The 19,002-nt window shown below is 72.1% G+C and carries 12 protein-coding genes and 1 pseudogene; 6 read left to right on the top strand and 7 right to left on the bottom strand.

Translation table 11 applies throughout. The annotated features are described in order from the left end of the window. Positions 1–287: 287 nt before the first annotated feature. Positions 288–1,766, top strand: a complete 1,479-nt coding sequence (locus tag EV375_RS18205) for a cryptochrome/photolyase family protein (RefSeq protein WP_130300364.1) — start codon at positions 288–290, stop codon at positions 1,764–1,766. A gap of 97 nt (positions 1,767–1,863) precedes the next feature. On the opposite strand, the gene pspAB is transcribed toward EV375_RS18205, so the two are convergent. Then, complete coding sequence (pspAB, locus tag EV375_RS18210) at positions 1,864–2,526, bottom strand: PspA-associated protein PspAB (protein WP_130301939.1); 663 nt, start codon at positions 2,524–2,526, stop codon at positions 1,864–1,866. Positions 2,527–2,564: 38 nt separating this feature from the next. Then, positions 2,565–3,476 (bottom strand): zinc metalloprotease HtpX, encoded by a 912-nt coding sequence (gene htpX / locus EV375_RS18215; protein WP_130300365.1) that lies wholly within the window; start codon positions 3,474–3,476, stop codon positions 2,565–2,567. 286 nt (positions 3,477–3,762) lie between these two features. Between htpX and EV375_RS18220 the strand changes: the two genes are divergently transcribed. Then, on the top strand, positions 3,763–4,743 hold the full coding sequence (locus tag EV375_RS18220; protein ID WP_130300366.1) for an LLM class flavin-dependent oxidoreductase: 981 nt from the start codon (positions 3,763–3,765) through the stop codon (positions 4,741–4,743). Between the two features lie 259 nt (positions 4,744–5,002). Next, positions 5,003–5,818 (top strand): annotated as a pseudogene (locus EV375_RS29760) (HAD family hydrolase); the annotation flags it as partial. Here the strand turns inward: EV375_RS29760 and cydD are convergent. From cydD to hisC, 4 genes are all read right to left on the bottom strand, one after another. Further along, positions 5,802–9,494 (bottom strand): thiol reductant ABC exporter subunit CydD, encoded by a 3,693-nt coding sequence (gene cydD / locus EV375_RS18230; protein ID WP_130300367.1) that lies wholly within the window; start codon positions 9,492–9,494, stop codon positions 5,802–5,804. The pseudogene EV375_RS29760 and the gene cydD overlap by 17 nt on opposite strands. 13 nt (positions 9,495–9,507) lie before the next feature. After that, a complete protein-coding gene (gene cydB, locus EV375_RS18235; RefSeq protein ID WP_130300368.1) occupies positions 9,508–10,509 on the bottom strand; it encodes a cytochrome d ubiquinol oxidase subunit II in 1,002 nt (333 codons plus the stop codon). A gap of 10 nt (positions 10,510–10,519) precedes the next feature. Next, positions 10,520–12,040: a cytochrome ubiquinol oxidase subunit I gene (locus tag EV375_RS18240; protein ID WP_130301941.1), complete on the bottom strand. Its 1,521-nt coding sequence runs from the start codon at positions 12,038–12,040 to the stop codon at positions 10,520–10,522. Between the two features lie 227 nt (positions 12,041–12,267). Further along, positions 12,268–13,347, bottom strand: a complete 1,080-nt coding sequence (gene hisC, locus EV375_RS18245) for a histidinol-phosphate transaminase (protein WP_130300369.1) — start codon at positions 13,345–13,347, stop codon at positions 12,268–12,270. 344 nt (positions 13,348–13,691) lie between these two features. On the opposite strand from hisC, the gene EV375_RS18250 reads away from it, so the two are divergent. The 3 genes from EV375_RS18250 to EV375_RS18260 all read left to right on the top strand — a co-directional run bounded on the left by EV375_RS18250 (position 13,692) and on the right by EV375_RS18260 (position 17,676). Next, complete coding sequence (locus EV375_RS18250) at positions 13,692–14,843, top strand: LacI family DNA-binding transcriptional regulator (RefSeq protein ID WP_130300370.1); 1,152 nt, start codon at positions 13,692–13,694, stop codon at positions 14,841–14,843. Positions 14,844–15,105: 262 nt separating this feature from the next. Further along, on the top strand, positions 15,106–16,311 hold the full coding sequence (locus tag EV375_RS18255; RefSeq protein WP_130300371.1) for a metallophosphoesterase: 1,206 nt from the start codon (positions 15,106–15,108) through the stop codon (positions 16,309–16,311). A gap of 318 nt (positions 16,312–16,629) precedes the next feature. Then, on the top strand, positions 16,630–17,676 hold the full coding sequence (locus EV375_RS18260; protein ID WP_207228167.1) for a hypothetical protein: 1,047 nt from the start codon (positions 16,630–16,632) through the stop codon (positions 17,674–17,676). Positions 17,677–17,743: 67 nt separating this feature from the next. Here the strand turns inward: EV375_RS18260 and EV375_RS18265 are convergent, their stop codons facing one another. Beyond that, positions 17,744–18,904, bottom strand: coding sequence for a cystathionine gamma-lyase (locus tag EV375_RS18265; RefSeq protein ID WP_130300372.1), 1,161 nt, complete (start codon positions 18,902–18,904; stop codon positions 17,744–17,746). Between the last annotated feature and the right edge of the window lie 98 nt (positions 18,905–19,002).

Consider the following 19,002-nt stretch of genomic DNA (forward strand, 5'->3'; position numbering starts at 1 on the left):
GTCCCACTCCACCCCGCGGGGACCCGCGCCCTCACCCTCGGCGTCCCCCGCCCCCGTCCCACTCCACCCGCACCGCACCGCACCACGCACCCGACCGCGCCCTCGCCCGTCCCACTCCACCCCGCGGGGACCCGCGCCCTTACCCTCGGCGTCCCCCCACCCCTGCCAGAGGTTCCCTGCCGTGGGACGCCCCGCCGGAGGCCGTCCCAACGGGAACCCCCCGCACGCCACCCTCCGGTGGCCCGTCCGCGTGTGCGGAGCACGCCGTGCTGCCGCAGTGTGGGTGGATGGCAGATCCAGAGCGCCGCTGGTGTTTCGCGGACCAGTTGGGCCCGCACTTCCTGGACGGGAAGGACCAGCCCGTACTGCTGATCGAGTCGCGCGCGGTGCTGCGCCGGCGCCGCTTCCACCGGCAGAAGGCCCATCTGGTGCTCTCGGCGCTGCGGCACAGGGCGGCGGAGCTGGGCGAGCAGGCGCTCTTCGTCCGGGCCGACACCTACCGGGACGCGCTCACCCGCGTACGAGGACCGCTGACGGTCTGCGGACCCACGTCCCGTGCCGCCGCCGATTTCGTGCGGAGTCTCGACGGAGTGAGGGTCCTCCCGTCACGCGGATTCGCCACCGGCCGCGACCACTTCGAGGAGTGGGCCGCCCGGCGCGGCGACAGCCCGCTGCGTATGGAGGACTTCTACCGCGGCGCCCGCAGAGCGACCGGCCTCCTGATGGACGGCGACGAACCCGCCGGCGGGCGGTGGAACCTCGACAAGGAGAACAGGGAGCCGCCGCCCGCGTCCGGCGAGCTGGCCCTTCCCCCGCCGTACGTCCCGGACGAGGACGACATCGACGCGGAGGTGCGCGCCGACCTCGACGCCGCCGAACGCAGGGGCGAGGTCTGCTTCGTCGGCCGCGACGGACCGCGGCAGTTCCCCGCGACCCGGGGCGAGGCCCGGCGGGCGCTGAGGGACTTCGTCGAGGAGCGCCTGCCCACCTTCGGCCCCTACGAGGACGCCGTTCTCGCGGGCGACCCCGACATGAGCCACAGCAGGCTCTCCGCGGCCCTGAACCTCGGCCTGCTGGACCCGATGGAGTGCGTGCGGGCGGCCGAGAGCGCGTGGCGCGAGGGCAGGGTGCCGCTGCGCAGCGCCGAGGGTTACATCCGCCAGGTCATCGGGTGGCGCGACTACGTGTGGCACACCTACTGGCACTTCGGACGTGGATACGCGCGGCGCAACGCGCTGCGGGCGAGACGGCGCCTGCCGGACTGGTTCGCCGGGCTCGACGCCGAGGACGTGCGGGCCCGCTGTCTGTCCACCGTGCTGCGGGACGTGCGCGACCGGGGCTGGACGCACCACATCCCGCGTCTGATGATCCTCGGCAACTACGGCCTGCAGCGCGGCTGGAACCCCGCCGAGCTCTGCGACTGGTTCCACCGCTGCTTCGTCGACGGCTACGAATGGGTCATGGCCGCCAACGTCATCGGCATGTCCCAGTACGCGGACGGCGGCAGGATCACCACGAAGCCGTACGCGGCGGGCGGCGCCTACATCAACCGGATGAGCGACTTCTGCCACGACTGCGTCTACCGCCCGACGGCTCGCACCGGTGACGAGGCGTGTCCGTACACCGCCGGGTACTGGTGGTTCCTCTCCCGCAACGAGGCCCGGCTGGCGGGCAATTGGCGCCTCGCTCCGCAGCTGCGCAACCTTGACCGCATCGCCGACCTGGACGAGGTGGTGGCGCAAGAACGCGCACGGCGGCGCCCCTGATCCTCTCCGGCCGTGCTGAGCCCGGGCCGCGCGGTCTCGGAATCCTGGTCGCGCGGTCTCGGAATCCCGGCCGAGCGGCCTCGGAATCCCGCCCGGCTCAGAGTCCGGGCGCCCCCCAGACGGGGAACCAGCGCCCGAGGTCCGCTTCGACGGGCAGGTCGTCGGTCAGCAGCCCGCGTATCTGGAGCTCCAGTGCGCTGTCCCGCTTCTCCTTCCGCCCGGCCTGAGGGGCGAACGGATAGAAGGTGCCGCGCTTGTAGAGGTAGACGAGGGCGAGCGAGCGCGCCGCGGCCCCTTCGCTCTCCGTCTCCTCCGCCCCCCGGAAGCCCACGAGCGAACACAGCAGCTGGGGCCCGAACCCGTTCTCTTCGAGCAGGGTGTTCACGGCGTGCAGATCGTTGACGAGCTCGACCGTCTCCTCGGGCTCGTGCCGGGCCACCAGCCAGGTATAGCCGTACTCGTCCCGGCTGAACTCCACGGGGACCCCTCCCACCGGACCTTCGGCCCCGGCCCCTGCCCCTGGGACTCCGGCCCGGGAGGCACCCCGAGCACGGTCGGTGTCGAGCAACTGCCGCACGTCGCGCTGCAACTGCTTGAAGGCGCCGCCCTCCACGCTCGCGAAGCACACCGACCCCAGCCCCGTCGGTACGAGGTCCGCACCGGCCTGAAGGGTGATGGCGGCCGACGGCAGAGCGAAGAGCTGGTCGAGGTCGGGGCGCACGGGTTTGCTGCGGCCCAGAAGCGCGTCGAGAAGGCCCACGGAGTTCACGTCCTCGTACAGGTGCGCGGCGGTTTCGATCACTGTTGCCCGAGCTGCGCCGAGATGCGGCTCAGCTGCTCCAGGCGCCGCTCCAGCGGCGGGTGCGAGGAGAACAGCGTGGCGACGGTCTCGCCGGAGAAGGCGGGTGCGAAGAAGAAGGCGTTGAAGGGCTCGGCCTTCCGCAGGTCGCGGGTCGGGATGCGGGACATCTGGCCCGTGACCTTGGTCAGTGCGGAGGCCAGCGCGGACGGCCGGCCCGTGAGCAGCGCGCCCGCGCGGTCCGCGGACAGTTCGCGGTAGCGCGAGAGCAGCCGGGTCAGCAGGAAGCTGAGGATGTAGACGACGATGCTCACCAGCGGGATCACCAGCAGGATGATCCCGAGGCCGCTCTGGTCGTTGCGTCCGGCACCGCTGAGGCCGCTCCACAGGGCGACCCTGGTCAGCACGCCGGCAAGTACGCCCAGGAACGACGCGATGGTCATCACGGCGACGTCGCGGTGTGCGACGTGCGACAGCTCGTGCGAGAGGACGCCCTCGACCTCCTCCGGTTCGAGGCGCCGCATCAGGCCCGTCGTCGCGCAGACCATCGAGTTGCGCTGACTGCGCCCCGTGGCGAAGGCGTTGGGGACGTCGCTCTCGGCCATGGCCACCTTGGGCTTCGGGACATCGGCGAGCGCACAGAGCCGGTCGACGGCACCGTGCAGCTCGGGTGCCTGTTCCGGGGTCACCTCACGGGCCCCCATGCTGAAGGCCGCGATGCGGTCGCTGAACCAGAACTGGGCGATGAACAGGCCGCCCACCGCGATCACGATCAGCGGCCACGCGTTGCCCAGCAGCGCAATCAGCACGCCCACCAGTAGCACGTACAGCAGCCCGATCAGGAACATCGTGATCACCATGCGGCTGGTCAGTCCACGGTCGGCGACATACCGCCCACGAGCTGCTGCCATGACGGACGCTCCTCCCTCACTCCTGCGGAAGCGCGGCGCCGGTGCCACCGGCGGGTGCCGATCCGGGACGACGCCCGGTGGGCGCGGCTCCACGCGTTCCCTGGGCTGTGCCGTACCGCTCGTTCCGCCTCGGGCCGGGCGCCCGCGACAGGATCGAGCCGCGTTCCAGCACGCCACTTATGAGGCAATTGTCCACTCTTCACCTTCGTTCTGGCGAATGACGGAAAGGAACCGGAATCTGACCCGGCGCTACCGGTCGGCGACCGCCCGCCGTACGCTCGGCGCCATGGCCGATTCCCCTCTCCCCCCGCCCGGACTGCGTCCCCCGCGGACCGGGTCACAGGTCGGGTCCGTCCCGGGACTGAGCACCGTGATCCTTCCCGTCCTGCGCTGGCACGAGGGCGGACACGAGCGGTGGCAGCGTGCCGAGGAGCTGGGCTTCGACACCGCCTACACCTACGACCACCTCTCGTGGCGGGCCAACTTCCGCGACGGACCGTGGTTCGGCGCCCTGCCCACCCTGACCGCCGCCGCGTCGGCCACATCGCGCATGCGCCTGGGCACCCTCGTCACCTCGCCCAACTTCCGGCACCCCGTGACGCTGGCCAAGGAGCTGATGTCCCTGGACGACATCAGCGGCGGCCGCCTCACCCTGGGCATCGGCGCGGGCGGCAACGGCTTCGACGCGACGGCGCTCGGCCAGGAGCCGTGGACGCCGCGGGAGCGCGCGGAGCGCTTCGGGGAGTTCGTGCCGCTGCTGGACAGGCTGCTCCGCGAACCGGTCGTCTCCCACCGGGGCACCTTCTACTCGGCGGAGGGGGTGCGCGGCATCCCCGGCTGTGTGCAGCGCCCCCGCCTGCCCTTCGCGGTGGCCGCCACGGGCCCCCGCGGCATGCTGCTCGCCGCGCGCCACGGCCAGGCCTGGGTGACGACGGGCGATCCGCGCATCGCCGCGACGGGCACCCCCGCCGAGGGGCTCCAGGCCGTGCGCGACCAGATCGCGCGGCTCGGCACGGCCTGCGACCGGGCCGGACGGGACGCGTCGGAGCTGGAGAAGGTCCTGCTCACCGGGTTCGTGCCGGGGACGCCCCTGGACTCCGTGGACGCCTTCGTCGACTTCGCCGGGAAGTACGCGGAGGCGGGCATCACCGAGATCGTGCTGCACTGGCCGATTCCGGACTCGCAGTTCGCCGCCGACGAGAAGGTCTTCGAGCGCATCGCCGCCGAGGGCCCGTCGCAGCTCCGGGGCTCGGCGGCACAGAAGTAGACCGGCAGCGAAGGAGCAGCGCAGGAGCAGTGCGGGCGGCCGGCCGGCCGGGAGGGCGCTCCCGCCGCCTGGGAGGGCACTTGCCCCGTTCACCGCTCATCAGGGGAGCCCTCCGCACTGGTGTGCGTGCATATGCGGAAAGATGGTCGCTGTGACTGAGCCGCCCGCATTCCGCGCACCCAGCGCTCCCCCCGCCGATCCGGCAGCCGGTTCCCCCCTGGCCGCCCGGGTCGGCGCCACCGCTCCGGCGGTCGTGTCCATGGCCGCCCCGGCCCACACCGCACGCCCCCGCCTGATCGCGACCGACCTCGACGGCACGCTGCTGCGTGACGACAAGACCGTCTCCGAACGCACGGTCGCCACCCTCGCCGCCGCCGAGGCCGCAGGGCTCGACGTCTTCTTCGTCACCGGCCGCCCCGCCCGCTGGATGGACGTCGTCAGCGACCACGTCCACGGCCACGGCCTCGCCATCTGTGCGAACGGCGCCGCGGTCGTCGACCTGCACCGCGGACGTCAGGTCGTCGACGTACGGGCGCTGGACCGGTACGACGCGCTCTCGGTCGTCGGAGCGCTGCGCGAGGCGGCTCCCGGCGTGAGCTTCGCCGTCGAACGCGTCGGCGGCCTCCACCTCGACCCGGAGTACCCGGCGCTGCACCCCGACCCCGTGCGGATCGTCGCGCCCGTGGAGAAGCTGCTGGGCCCGGAGCACGAGGAGCCCGTGCTGAAGCTGCTGGCCCACCACCCGGAACTGGAACCGGACGAGTTCCTCGCCCTGGGACGCAAAGTGGCCGGCACGCACGCGCAGTTCACCCGCTCCAGCAAGTCCGCGCTGCTCGAGATCAGCGGTACGGGTGTGAGCAAGGCCAGCACGCTTGCGCGGTGCTGTGCGCAGCGCGGAGTCAGGCCCGAGGAGGTCGTCGCGTTCGGTGACATGCCGAACGACCTGGAGATGCTGAGCTGGGCGGGCACGTCGTACGCGATGGCCAACGCGCATCCCGAGGTGCTTGCCGCCACCACGAACCACACGTCCTCCAACGAGGCCGACGGGGTCGCCGAGGTCATCGAGAACCTGCTGCTCCGGTACGGGCAACGGCGGCCGGACGACGGTCCTCGGGCGACGCGGGGCGGCCTGGGCGGGCACGGTGCGCCGGGGCGCCGCTCGCCGCTTCACGGGCAAGCATCCGGCTGAACGGCCCGCCGGCGGCGGCCAGTTCACCGTACGTGCCGCGTTCGACGGTGCGGCCCGCGTCCAGCACGATCACCTCGTCCACCGCCTCCAGTCCCTTCAGCCGGTGCGTGATCAGGACGGTGGTGCGGCCCTCGGTGGCGGCCAGCAGGTCGGCGGTGAGCGCGTCCGCCGTGGGCAGGTCGAGGTGTTCCGCGGGCTCGTCCAGTACGAGGACGGGGAAGTCCGCGAGCAACGCACGGGCGAGCGCGAGCCGTTGACGCTCCCCGCCGGAGAGGCGGGCACCGTGCTCCCCGACGAGCGTGTCCAGGCCGTCGGGCAGCAGGTCCGTCCAGGAGTCGAGGCGGGCCCTGGCCAGGGCGCTGCGCAGTTCGCCGTCCGTGGCGTCCCTGCGCGCGAGGAGCAGGTTCTCGCGCAGCGAGCTGTCGAAGACGTGGGCGTCCTGGGCGCAGAGACCCACGAAGCGGCGCACCGTGTCCGAGTGGAGCGCGGTGGCCGGTACTCCGCCGTCGGCGGGTGCGCCGCCGAGCGTGTACGAGCCGCTCTCCGCGTCGAGGAAGCGCAGCAGCGTACGGGCGAGCGTGGTCTTGCCGGAGCCCGAGGCGCCGACGACGGCGACGCGATGGCCGGGGGTGAGCTCCAGGTCGAAACCGGAGAGGGGCGGGGGCGGTTGCCGCCTCCCGGCGTCCTGGCACGGAGCATCCGGAGGCAGCGTGCCGGGGCGCTCCGAACGCCACGCGTCCGGGTAGCGCCCCGCGCCCGGGTAGCGCGCCGTGACGGAGCGGAGGACGAGCGGGAACGGCGAATCGGGTGCGGGCCGCGGGTGTTCCGGCTCCCGCACGGGTTCCGGCGCGTCCACGACGTCCCGCACGCGCCGGGCCGAGCGCACGGCGCGCTGCCGGTGACTGACGGCGAGGGGCATTCCGTTGACCGCCTCGAACGCCGCGAGCGGCGTGAGCACGACGGCGGCGAGCCACACCCCGTCGAGGCGTCCCGCGTGCACCGCCGAGGTTCCGGCCCACGCGGCGGCGGTGACCGTGAGGCCGCAGGCGAGGGTCGTCAGACCGGAGCCGAGCGCGGCCGCGGCGGAGGAGCGGGCGGCGATCCGGGTGAGGCGCCGGTCCGCGTCGCGGGCCGCCTCCTTGCGCGCGGGCAGCGCGCCGGCGACGGTCAACTCCCCGGTGCCGGTGAGGAGATCGACCACCTGCGTCGTCAACACGGCCCGTGAGGGGGCGAGTCTGCGCTCCGCGCGACGCGAGACCGCGCCCGTGAGCGCCGGGACGGCGACGCCGGCCACCAGCAGCCCGGCGGCGAGTGCCGCACCGGCCGACGGGAGAAGCGCGCCTGTGAACGCGACGGCCGCCGCTCCCGTGACCGCCGCGACGACGGCCGGCAGCAGCCAGCGCAGGAAGCGGTCCTGGAGGGCGTCGACGTCGCTGACGAGGCGGGTGAGCAGGTCCCCGCGGTGCATGAACCGGAGACCGGCCGGTGCGAGGGGTTCGAGCCTGCGGTAGATGCGGACCCGTACGTCGGCGAGCACGCGGAGCACCGCGTCGTGCGAGACGAGACGCTCGGCGTAGCGGAACACGGCACGTCCGATGCCGAAGGTCCGGGTGGCTGTGACGGCGACCATCAGGTACAGCACGGGCGGGTGCTGAGAGGCGCGGGAGATCAGCCAGCCCGAGGTGGCCATGAGGCCGACGGCGCAGAGCAGGGCGAGCGAACCGAGCACGGCCGCGAGGGTCAGGCGGGGCCCGGGACCGCGCTCACGTGCGGACAGGGGCGGGCCGTGGCCGTCGCCCGTGCCCGGACCGGGGGTCTCGCGGGTGGCGTCCGCCCGTCCGTCCCCTCGTGCGCCAGCCCGTCCGTTCTCCGTGTCAACAGACCGCGTACACAAGTGAGTTGTGCCCACGGATGTCGCATTCGGCAGCCGGACGGCCCTGGACGCGGGGGGCACCGGCGGTGGGAGGGTGACGACCCGGTCCGCCGTGCCGAGCAGGGCCGGGCGGTGCGTAACGAGCAGGACCGTGCGGTCCTCGGAGATGCGGCTCAGCGTCGCGGCGACGGACGACTCGGTCTCCCCGTCGAGGGCCGCCGTCGGCTCGTCGAGCAGGAGGAGCGGCCGGTCGGTGAGGAACGCCCTTGCCAGGGCGACACGTTGGCGCTGCCCCGCGGAGATTCCGGCGCCCGCTTCGCCGACGGCGGTCGCCGGGTCGAGGCCGGCTTCCGCGGCGGTCAGCGCGGCGGTCACCTGCTCGTCGGTCGCGGTGGGCCGTGCCAGGCGGACGTTGTCCGCGACGGTGCCCGCGAACAGGTGCGGGTGCTGGGGCACCCAGGCGATCCGGGCGTGCCAGCCGGCGGGGTCGAGGTCGCGCACGTCGGTGCCGTCGACGCGGACGGCTCCCGAGGCCGGCCGTGCGAAGCCCAGCACCGCCTGGAGCAGCGTCGACTTTCCCGCGCCGGAAGGTCCCGTCAGGGCGACCGTCTCGCCGGGGCGCAGGGTCAGGTCCGTCGGGGGCAGCGAGTCGTGGGCGCGGCCTTCGTGGCGTACGCGGAGCCCGTCGACGGTGAGGGTGGCCGTCCGCAGGTCGGGGGCGGGTACGCCGGAACCGCGCGGGAGCGGTTCGGCGAGGACGTCGAAGACCTCCTCGGCGGCGGACAGCCCTTCGGCGGCCGCGTGGTAATGGGTGCCGACCTGGCGCAGCGGAAGATAGGCCTCCGGGGCGAGCACGAGGACGAGCAGGCCCGTGTACAGGTCGAGTTCGCCGTGCACGAGCCGCATTCCGATGCCGACCGCCACCAGCGCGACCGAGATGGTGGCGAGGAGTTCCAGTACGAGGGACGAGAGGAAGGCGATGCGCAGGGTGCGCAGGGTGGCACGGCGGTAGTCGTCGGTGATGGCGCGGATGTTGCGGGCCTGCGCCTTCGCGCGGCCGAAGATCTTGAGCGTGGGCAGTCCCGACACGACGTCCAGGAAGTGTCCGGACAGCCGGGAGAGCAGGCGCCACCGACGGTCGGTGTGGGCCTGCGTCGCCCAGCCGACGAGGGCCATGAACAGCGGGATCAGCGGAAGGGTGACGAGGATGACCGCCGCGGAGATCCAGTCGGCGCTGACGACGCGGATCAGCACGGCGACGGGCACGACGACGGCCAGGGCGAGTTGGGGAAGGTACCGGGAGAAGTAGCCGTCGAGGGCGTCGATGCCGCGGGTGGCGAGGTTGGCCAGCTCGCCGGTCCGCCGGTCCGGGAGCCCGGACGGGCCGAGGGCGAGGACGTGGTCCAGGAGGCGTGTGCGCAGCTCGGACTTCACGGCCGCGCTCGAGCGGTGTGCCGCGAGTTCGGTGAGCCAGGAGACCAGGGCACGGCCCGCGGTGACGGCGAGGAGCAGCAGGAGCTGGTCGTGCACGCCGGCGCCGTCCTTGAAGGCTCGGACGACGAGGTCCGCGATCAGCACGGCCTGCCCGATGACGAGCAGCGCCGAGACGAGCCCCAGCACCACCGAGGTGGCGAGGAAGACGCGGGTGGCGCGGGCGTGGGCCAGCAGCCGCGGGTCGACGGGCCTCATCGGTGGCCCTCCCTCAGTGGTTCCCGGCGATGTGCCGGGTGCCGATGCGCTTGCGGAAGACCCAGTACGTCCAACCCTGGTAGAGCATCACGACCGGGGTGGCGAACGCCGCGCACCACGTCATGATCTTCAGGGTGTACGGGTTGGAGGCGGCGTTCTCAGCGGTCAGGCTCCAGCGCGGGTCGAGCGAGGAGGGCATGACGTCCGGGAAGAGCGCGAAGAACAGCGCCGCCGTCCACGCGGCCACGGTCACCCCGGACAGGCCGAACGCCCAGCCCTCGCGGGCGGCGCCGTTGGCCACGACGGCCGCGAGGAGGGCGCCCACGGCGACCGCGGCCGCGACGAAGCTCCTGCCGTCGCCGGAGTCCAGCTGCGTCCAGGTGAGGAACCAGGCGGTGAGCACACCGCAGACCGGGCCCGTCACGGTGGCCACGCGCCGCGCGCGGGGGCGGATGTCGCCCGTCGTCTTGAGCGCGGCGAACACCGCCCCGTGGAAGGTGAAGAGGGTGAGCGTCACGAGCCCGCCGAGCAGCGCGTACGGGCCGAGGAGGTCCGCGAGGCTGCCCGCGTAGTTCTTGTCCGCGTCGATGGGAACGCCCCGTACGAGGTTGGCGAAGGCGAGACCCCACAGGAAGGCCGGCAGCAGCGACGTGACGAACAGGGCCCACTCCCAGCGGTCCTGCCACGCCGTCTCCTGGCGCTTGGCGCGGTACTCGAACGCGACTCCGCGCACGATGAGGCAGACCAGGATGACCAGCAGCGGCAGGTAGAAGCCGGAGAAGAGCGTCGCGTACCAGTCGGGGAACGCGGCGAACGTGGCACCGGCGGCCGTGATCAGCCACACCTCGTTGCCGTCCCACACGGGCCCGATGGTGTTGATCAGTACGCGCCGCTCCCCTCGGTCGCGGGCGAGGAGCCGGGTGAGGACTCCGACGCCGAAGTCGAAGCCTTCGAGGAAGAAGTAGCCGGTCCACAGCACGGCGATCACCGCGAACCAGAGGTCGTGAAGCTGCATCGCGTGCTCCTCAGTACGAGAAGGCCATGGGCCGGTCGGGGTCGTCGCTGTCGTGCCCGCCGATCCGAGTGGGCGGGTTGAGGTCGGATTCGGTCAGCTCCGGCGGGCCGGCCTTGACGTACTTCGCCAGCAGCTTGACCTCGATGGCGGCGAGCAGTGCGTACAGGGCGATGAAGACGCTCATGGAGGTGACGACCTCGCCCTGGCTGACGCTGGGAGAGACGCCCGCCGCCGTGGGCAGCACGCCGAAGACGACCCAGGGCTGGCGGCCGGTCTCGGTGAAGATCCAGCCCCAGGAGTTGGCGATCAGCGGGAACGCCAGGGTGTACAGCGCGAGGCGCCAGTACCAGCGGGTGAGGGAGGGGCCGAGTTCGCGGTCGCGGGTGAGGGCGAGGCGCGGAACCTCGTCGTCGGCCGTGCGCAGGCGTGGTGAGAGCCAGAGCCTGCGCCGGGTGAGATACAGCCCTGCCGCGCCGAGCGCGAAGGAGCTCATCCCGAAGCCGATCATCCACCGGAACGACCAGTAGGCGAGCGGGATGTTGGGCCGGAAGTCGTCGATGCCGAGCTTGTCGCCGTACTTCTCGCGCATCGCCGCGTTCGTGTCGTTGATGCCGGGCACGGCCTCGGAGAAGTTGTCGTGCGCGAGGAACGAGAGCAGCCCGGGGATCTCCAGGGCGACCTCGTTGTGGCCCTTCTCCACGTTGCCGTAGGCGAAGAGCGAGAACGGCGCGGGCGCCTGGGTGTCCCAGAGCGCTTCGGCGGAGGCCATCTTCATCGGCTGCTGCTCGTACATGATCTTCGCCAGCCGGTCGCCGGTGACCACCGTGAGCACTCCGGCCACCACCATCACGACCAGTCCGAGCCGCATCGAGGAGCGCATCACGGGCACGTGCCGCCCCCGCATCAGGTGGTACGCGGCGATGCCCACCATGAACGCCCCGCCGGTGAGGAAGGCGGCGACGAGGGTGTGCCCGAACTGCGCCAGCGCCGTGTTCTGCGTGAGCACCCGCATGAAGTCGGTGAGTTCGGCACGTCCGTTCTCGGCGTTCATGCGGTAGCCGACGGGGTGCTGCATCCAGGAGTTGGCGGCCAGGATGAAGTACGCGGACAGAACGGTGCCGAGAGCCACCATCCACATGCACCCCGCGTGGATGTGCTTGGGCAGCTTGTCCCAGCCGAAGATCCACAGGCCGATGAAGGTGGACTCGAAGAAGAACGCGACGAGCGCCTCGAAGGCGAGGGGCGCTCCGAAGACGTCGCCGACGAAACGGGAGTAGTCCGACCAGTTCATGCCGAACTGGAACTCCTGGAGGATGCCGGTCACCACGCCGAGGGCGATGTTGATCAGGAAAAGCTTTCCCCAGAACTTGGTGGACCTGAGGTACATCTCCTTGCCCGTGCGCACCCAGGCCGTCTCCAGGCCGGCGACGAGCGCGGCGAGGGAGATCGTCAGCGGGACGAACAGGAAGTGGTAGACGGTCGTGACGCCGAACTGCCAGCGCGCCAGGGTCTCCGGCGCCAGTGCTGCCATCTCCACGGGCTCTCTCCTTTGCCTCGCGGCTGCGGCCGGTGCCCGGCGAGAGTTTCGTCCGCGTTCGGACAGCTATGACCGGACCGCACAAGGTACTCGTGAATGCGTTCACATTCACAAGACATCGTACGACCGGGCTTTTCGGACACGGCAAGGGGGTCCCCCGGAATGCGGAACGGCCGCCGCACCTGGTGCGGCGGCCGTTCCGCGGGGGCGGAAGCCGTGGGTCAGAACTCGCTCTTGCGGAAGGCCGCGGCGGTCTGCAGGAAGATGTCATTGGCCTCGCTCTCCCCCACCGTGACCCGCACTCCCTCGCCCGGGAACGGCCGGATCATCACGCCCGCCTTCTCGCACGCCCCGGCGAAGGCGGTCGTACGGTCCCCGAGCCGCAGCCACACGAAGTTGGCCTGCGAGGCCGGAACCGTCCAGCCCTGTGCGACCAGTTCGCGCGAGACGCGGGCACGCTCGGCGACGAGCCCCTCGACCCTCTCGAGCAGTTCGTTCTCGCTGCGCAGCGAGGCGACCGCCGCGTCCTGGGCGACCTGGCTGACGCCGAAGGGCACGGCGGTCTTGCGCAGCGCGGCGGCGACCGGCTCGTGCGCGACCGCGAAGCCGACCCGGAGGCCGGCCAGGCCGTACGCCTTGGAGAAGGTGCGCAGCACGCACACGTTGGGACGGTCACGGTAGAGATCCAGGCCGTCGACGACGGTCTCCTCGCGCACGAACTCGCGGTAGGCCTCGTCCAGAACCACCAGGACATCGTCCGGGACCCGGTCGAGGAACCGCTCCAGGGCGTCCCGCGGGATGGCAACGCCCGTCGGGTTGTTGGGGTTGCAGACGAAGATCAGCCGGGTGCGGTCGGTGACGGCGTCGGCCATGGCGTCCAGGTCGTGCTCCTCGCCTTCGGTGAGGGGCACCTGCACCGACGCGGCGCCGGAGATCTGGGTGATGATCGGGTACGCCTCGAACGACCGCCAGGCGTAGATCACTTCGTCACCCGGGCCCGCCGTGCTCTGCAGCAGCTGCTGTGCGACGCCGACCGAGCCGGTGCCGGTGGCCACGTGCTCGACGGGAACGCCGAAGCGGCTCGCGATCGCCTCCATGAGGCCGGTGCAGGCCATGTCCGGGTAGCGGTTGGCCGCGCCGGCGGCGGCGGTCATCGCCTCCAGCACGCCGGGGAGCGGGGGGTAGGGGTTCTCGTTCGAGGACAGCTTGTACGCGGCGGGCCCCGAGGAGGCCGGCCGGCCCGGCTTGTACGTGGGAATGCCTTCGAGCGCGCCGCGCAGCCTGGGCTTGTTCTCACTCACCGCTGACTCCTCCTCGTCCCTGCCGCCTACATCAATGCTGCTAACCCTAAGAGGAATCGGGCAGGGGGCGTACGGGCTTGCACCATGAGCCCTCTCACGCCCTTCCGCGCTGGTGGCTTGAGCCGTGGCGCGCATCACTCATGAAGGTGAGTTGAGACCTCCTCGCAACATGGCCGTGTCCGTCGGCGCAACCGCCCGCCGAGGAGGACAAAGTTCATGATGGGTCGTCAACTTTCATGTATTCCAAGGCAGTTGGCTTCTTCAGCACGTGCAGAATCGTGCCTTCTGGGGTCCCACTGGAGTGTCCGGCACCCCCTCCGCCACGGGCCTACGATCGGGGCGCCATGACAGCAGCAGAGAAGCATCAGGTAAGCCGGACATCGGCCTCGCGCCGGGCACGCGGGGGGAGCCGGCTGAGCGGACGCGCGGGCATCCGCGATGTCGCCGCCGCGGCCGGTGTCTCGATCACGACTGTCTCCGACGCGCTCAACGGCAAGGGCCGCCTCCCCGACGCCACCCGCAGCCACGTGCGCGAGGTCGCCCAGCGCCTGGGCTACCGGCCCTCGGCGGCCGCCCGCACGCTCCGCACCGGAAAGTCCGGCCTGATCGGGCTCACGGTCACCACGTACGGCGAAGAACCGTTCACCTTTACCGAGTTCGCCTACTTCGCCGAGATGGCCAGGGCCGCCACCTCGGCAGCGCTCGCACGGGGATACGCGCTGGTGATTCTTCCCGCCACCTCCCGGCACGACCTGTGGTCGAACGTCGCGCTCGACGGCACCGTCGTCATCGACCCCTCCGACGAGGACCCGGTCGTCACCGAACTCGTCCGCTCGGGTCTGCCCGTCGTCTCCGACGGGCGCCCCGCCGGCTCGCTGCCCGTCACCGCTTGGGTCGACAACGACCACGAGGAGGCCGTCCGCGGCCTCCTCGACCACCTCGCCGAGGCGGGCGCCCGCCGCATCGGACTGCTGACCGGGACCAGCACCGACACCTACACGCGGCTGTCGACCACCGCCTACCTGGACTGGTGCGCCCGCGTCGGGCAGGAACCCGTCTACGAGCACTACCCGGCGCACGACCACTGCGCCGGCGCCGTCGCCGCCGACCGGCTGCTGGCCAGGCCCGACCGCCCCGACGCGGTGTACGGGCTCTTCGACCCCAACGGCACGGACCTGCTGGCGGCGGCACGCCGCTACGGGCTGCGCGTACCCGAGGACCTGCTGCTGGTGTGCTGCAGCGAGTCCAGTGTCTACGCCACGACCGAGCCCCCCATCACCACGCTCTCGCTCAAGCCGGGCCGCATCGGCAACACCGTCATCCAGCTCCTGATCGACGCCATCGAGGGCGTCGGCGGCGACGCGCCGATCCACCATGTGATGCCGACGGACCTCATCGTCCGCACGTCCTCCCAGCGCCGCCCGCCCCGCACCACCGTCAGCGCGCCGCGTTCCCCCGGGAACGGGCCCGGGCCGGCCGGTCCGGCAGACGCCTGACAGGCATTCGGACCATGCGACGAGCCGCGGACGAGAGGGGGATTTGCGGAGGAATGCGCCAGCCACGGGTCCGCGAGCCGCAATTGCCGCCCCCAGGTGCGTCACAAGCCCCCACCGGCGTTCCTATGATGGGGCGCACGACACCGGGACCCGATCCCGACCTGTGCAAGTGTGGACCCCTGGTTCGGCGTGACAGGCGACGGGCGGGAAGCCCCGCCGGAGCAGGCAGGGCGAGGTCCGGACAGGTGCACGGCGGCACGCGATGGTGGAGGGGTCGATGACTCAGGGGGCCGGTCGAGGACCCGCGATGTGGCAGGGCGGCGATGCCGCCGCGCACGGAACCGGGGACCGGGACCGGGGAACACCCGGAACCCTCGCCGCGCGGCCCCCCGCGGCCGGCACCGTCGCTCACGCCGAGCACATGCGCACGCCCACGCCCGCGTGGGAAGAGACTCCCGCTCCGTCGCGGGAGAACCCGCCGGAGAAGGAGCACCCCGGCGAGCCCGACGACGGGTACACCCCCACCGAGCGGGACCTGCCTGTGGTCAACTCCGGTGCGTCGGACGAGGGACACGAGCCGACGCTCGTCGACGTCGCCACCGAGCAAGTGACCGAGGAGGGCTCCGGCCCGCTGTACGTCGTCGGCGACGTGCACGGCTACCTCGACGAGCTGCGCGACGCGCTGCGCGACGCGGGCATCACCGACAAGCACGACAACTGGGCGGCGGGCGACACCCGTCTGTGGTTCCTCGGTGACTTCACCGACCGCGGTCCCGACGGCATCGGCGTCATCGACCTCGTCATGCACCTCTCCGCGCAGGCGGCCGCGGCGGGCGGCTACTGCAAGGCGCTGATGGGCAATCACGAACTCCTGCTCATCGGAGCCAAGAAGTTCGGGGCCACGCCCGTCAACTCCAGTGCGGGGACTGCCTCGTTCCAGGCCGCGTGGCTGCTCAACGGCGGCCAGCAGTCCGACATGGAACGGCTCGAGGACCACCACATCCAGTGGATGTCACGCCTCGACGCGATGGCGCTCGCCGACGGCCATCTCCTGCTCCACTCCGACGCCACCTGCTATCTCGAGTACGGCACGACGATCGAGGCCGTCAACGACGCCGTCACCGAAGCCCTGCAGCGCAACGACGCCGACGAGACCTGGGACCTGTTCCGCAAGTTCACCAAGCGCTTCGCGTTCCGCGAGGAGACCGGTTCACTGGCCGCACGCGAGCTGCTCACGGTCTTCGGCGGGCGCCAGATCGTGCACGGTCACAGCCCCATCCCGTATCTGCTCGGCGAGCCGGCGAGCAACGGCGCCGTCGACACGGGAGAGGGAGCAGAGGCCGAGGAGGACGCACTCCCGGAGGTGACCGGCCCGCACCTGTACGCCGACGGCCTCGCACTCGCCATGGACGGCGGCGTGACGATGGACGGGAAACTCCTCGTCACACAACTGCCGTTGGACGACTGACCGGCCGGATGCTCCCCCTCGCAACCCGCTGGGGGAACCCCACCCCTCACTCTGCCGGGGCCCCGTCCGGGGCGCCGAGCCCGGAGGGCAGCCGGGCGTACGCGGGCTCCGGCAGGCGCACAACGGCGCGGAACGCATTGCCGCGAAGGGTCAATTACCGGAAACTCACCCTCGGGAAGTGCCCGGCTCCCTCTAATATCGGTTCTGCCACTGCGAATTCGCCTATCCTTCGCCGGGGCTGCCCCGCCCTCCCCCTTGGCCCGGCGGCAAGGGGGGCGCCCCCAACCGGCCACCGAAGGCCCTACGGAGCATCGGGGGATGCACATGAACACCGCTCCGCACCTGCTGCCCGAAGACCGGCCCGATTTCGAACGGGCCGTTGACGAGGCTCTGCGTGACGCAGGCCGCCGTCCTGTCCTGGCTGCGGTGGGCGAGCAGATCAGCGCGCAGCAGCTGCGCGTCATGGCTCTCAGCTCAGCGAGCGCGATCGCCGCGGACGCCGCTGAGGAGTACGAGCGGTACGTGGCTCTGCGAACTCGGCTGCGTAGACCCGCAGTCGACGCATCCGGCACCTCGGCGTCCGGCTCCACGTCCGCCTCGGCGTCCGGTCCGTCGTCCTCGGGCCGGCGACCGGACGGTGACGAGAGAGCCGACGACGCCGAACAGCCGGGCGCCGGAGGCGGCTTGAGCCTGGCCGGCGTGAACGCGGGAGTCGGCGAGACGGCGGGCGCAGGCCTGCTCGCCGTGATCTCCGTGCTGGTTCCGCTGCTGGCGGGATCGGCAGCGGTCATCTTCCTGCTGCTGGGAAATCTGCTGCGGGTGCTCTCGCCGGAGCCGTCCATCGCGTCGCCGATGCGCGACGCGGGCTGGGTCTTCGCCGTGCTGGCCGCCGCCGGGATCGTCGTGGCGATGACCGAGCTGTGGCTCACGGCCAGGCGGCACGGGGCGGGCGCCCTCAGGGGCGGGGCCGCAGACGTGGCCGCGGACACGGCCGACGGTACGGACGGCGAGACCCGGCTGGCCGGGGAGGTCTCTGCGGCCCGCTCGGTCTGGCGCGAAGCGCTGCTGGAACGCGGGATAGTGCCCTTCCTCGCCGACGTTCTGGCAGCTCAGCCGGGCGGGGAGCCGACCGGAGCCCGCACCGGCGACGACGGCCGGGGGCGTGCGGACCGCGGCCCCGGTTCCTCGTCTGCGTCCGCGACGGATGCGGCACGCAGCGAGGAGCGCACCCCGCGGCTCGGCTACTCGGGCCCCGACTTCTCCAGCCGCAGTCCGTCGGACGGCAAGGAGAGTCTCCGCCCGCGCTACTCGAGCCCGGACTACTCCAGCCCGGACTACGGCGGCCCCGACCACAAACCGGAGTAGGCACCCACCCTGCGCCGGACGGACCAGCGCAGCGCCCTGCGCAGGGGCGGGACAACCTCCCTGGACATCACAGGGGACGTTCGGCTGCGGCCACGTCCAGGGCGCGGAGCACGTCCGCCGTCAGGTCGTCCGGGTCCTCCACACCGACCGACATCCGCACGAAGCCCTCCGGCACGGCGTCCCCGCCCCACCGTCCGCGCCGCTCGGCCGTGGAGCGCACGCCGCCGAAGCTGGTCGCCTCGTCGACGAGGCGCAGCGCCCCCAGGAACCGTTCCGCGTGCTCCTTGCCGGGCAGCGTGAACGAGACGACGCAGCCGAAGCGCCGCATCTGCCGCACAGCCGTCCCGTGCGCGGGGTCGTCCGGCAGCCCGGGGTGCCGCACGCCGGTGACTTCCGGGCGGTCGAGCAGTGCGCGTGCGACGGCGAGGGCACCGGCCGCCTGCCGGTGGGTGCGCAGGTCGAGCGTCGCCAGTGAGCGGTGCGCGAGCCAGGCCTCCATCGGCCCGGGAATCGCTCCGACCAGCTTGCGCCACTGCCGTACGGAGCCGGCGAGTTCGGCGTCGCGGCAGCTGACGTATCCGAGCAGCACGTCGCCGTGTCCGGTGAGCGCCTTGGTGCCGCTCGCCACGGAGAAGTCGGCGCCGAGTTCGAGGGGGCGCTGGCCGAGCGGAGTGGCGAGAGTGTTGTCGACGGCGACCAGCGCGCCGTGTTCGTGCGCGGCGTCCGCCAGCCGCCGGATGTCGCACACGTCCAGGCCGGGGTTGGACGGCGATTCGATCCACAGCAGCGACGCCCCTTCGAGCAGGCCGAGTTGGGCGTCGCCGGCGGTCGGTGCGGTGCGGACCTCCACGCCGAGTGCGCTGAGACGCTCCCGCATCGGTACGAGGAGGTTGTAGCCGTCGTCGGGCAGTACGACGGCACTGCCGGGGCGGGCGCGGGAGAGCAGTACGGCGGAGACGGCGCCCATGCCGGAGGCGAAGGAGACGGTGTGCACGCCCGTTCCGCCTGCGTGCGGCCCGCCGTCGGGCGCCTCCAGCTCGCCGATGGCTCGTTCGAGGGCGGTCCAGGTGGGGTTGGCGTCCCGGCCGTACGCGTAGGGTGCGTCGCCGATGTCTCCCGGCAGGTGGTAGTGGGCCGCGAAGACGGGCCCGGGCAGCGGGGGTTCGTACGGCTGCTCCTCCGGCAGTCCGGCCCGTACGACCTTGGTGGCGTCGCTGTCACTGGTCATGGTTGTGCTCTCCCGTGATGCGCGGCTGCTGGGCCGGTGCCTGTGTGTTTCCTGGGGCGTCGGTTGCCCGAGGGCGTCCGTTGCTGCCTGGGCGCGTC

This window comes from Streptomyces sp. CNZ301 (assembly GCF_004217425.1).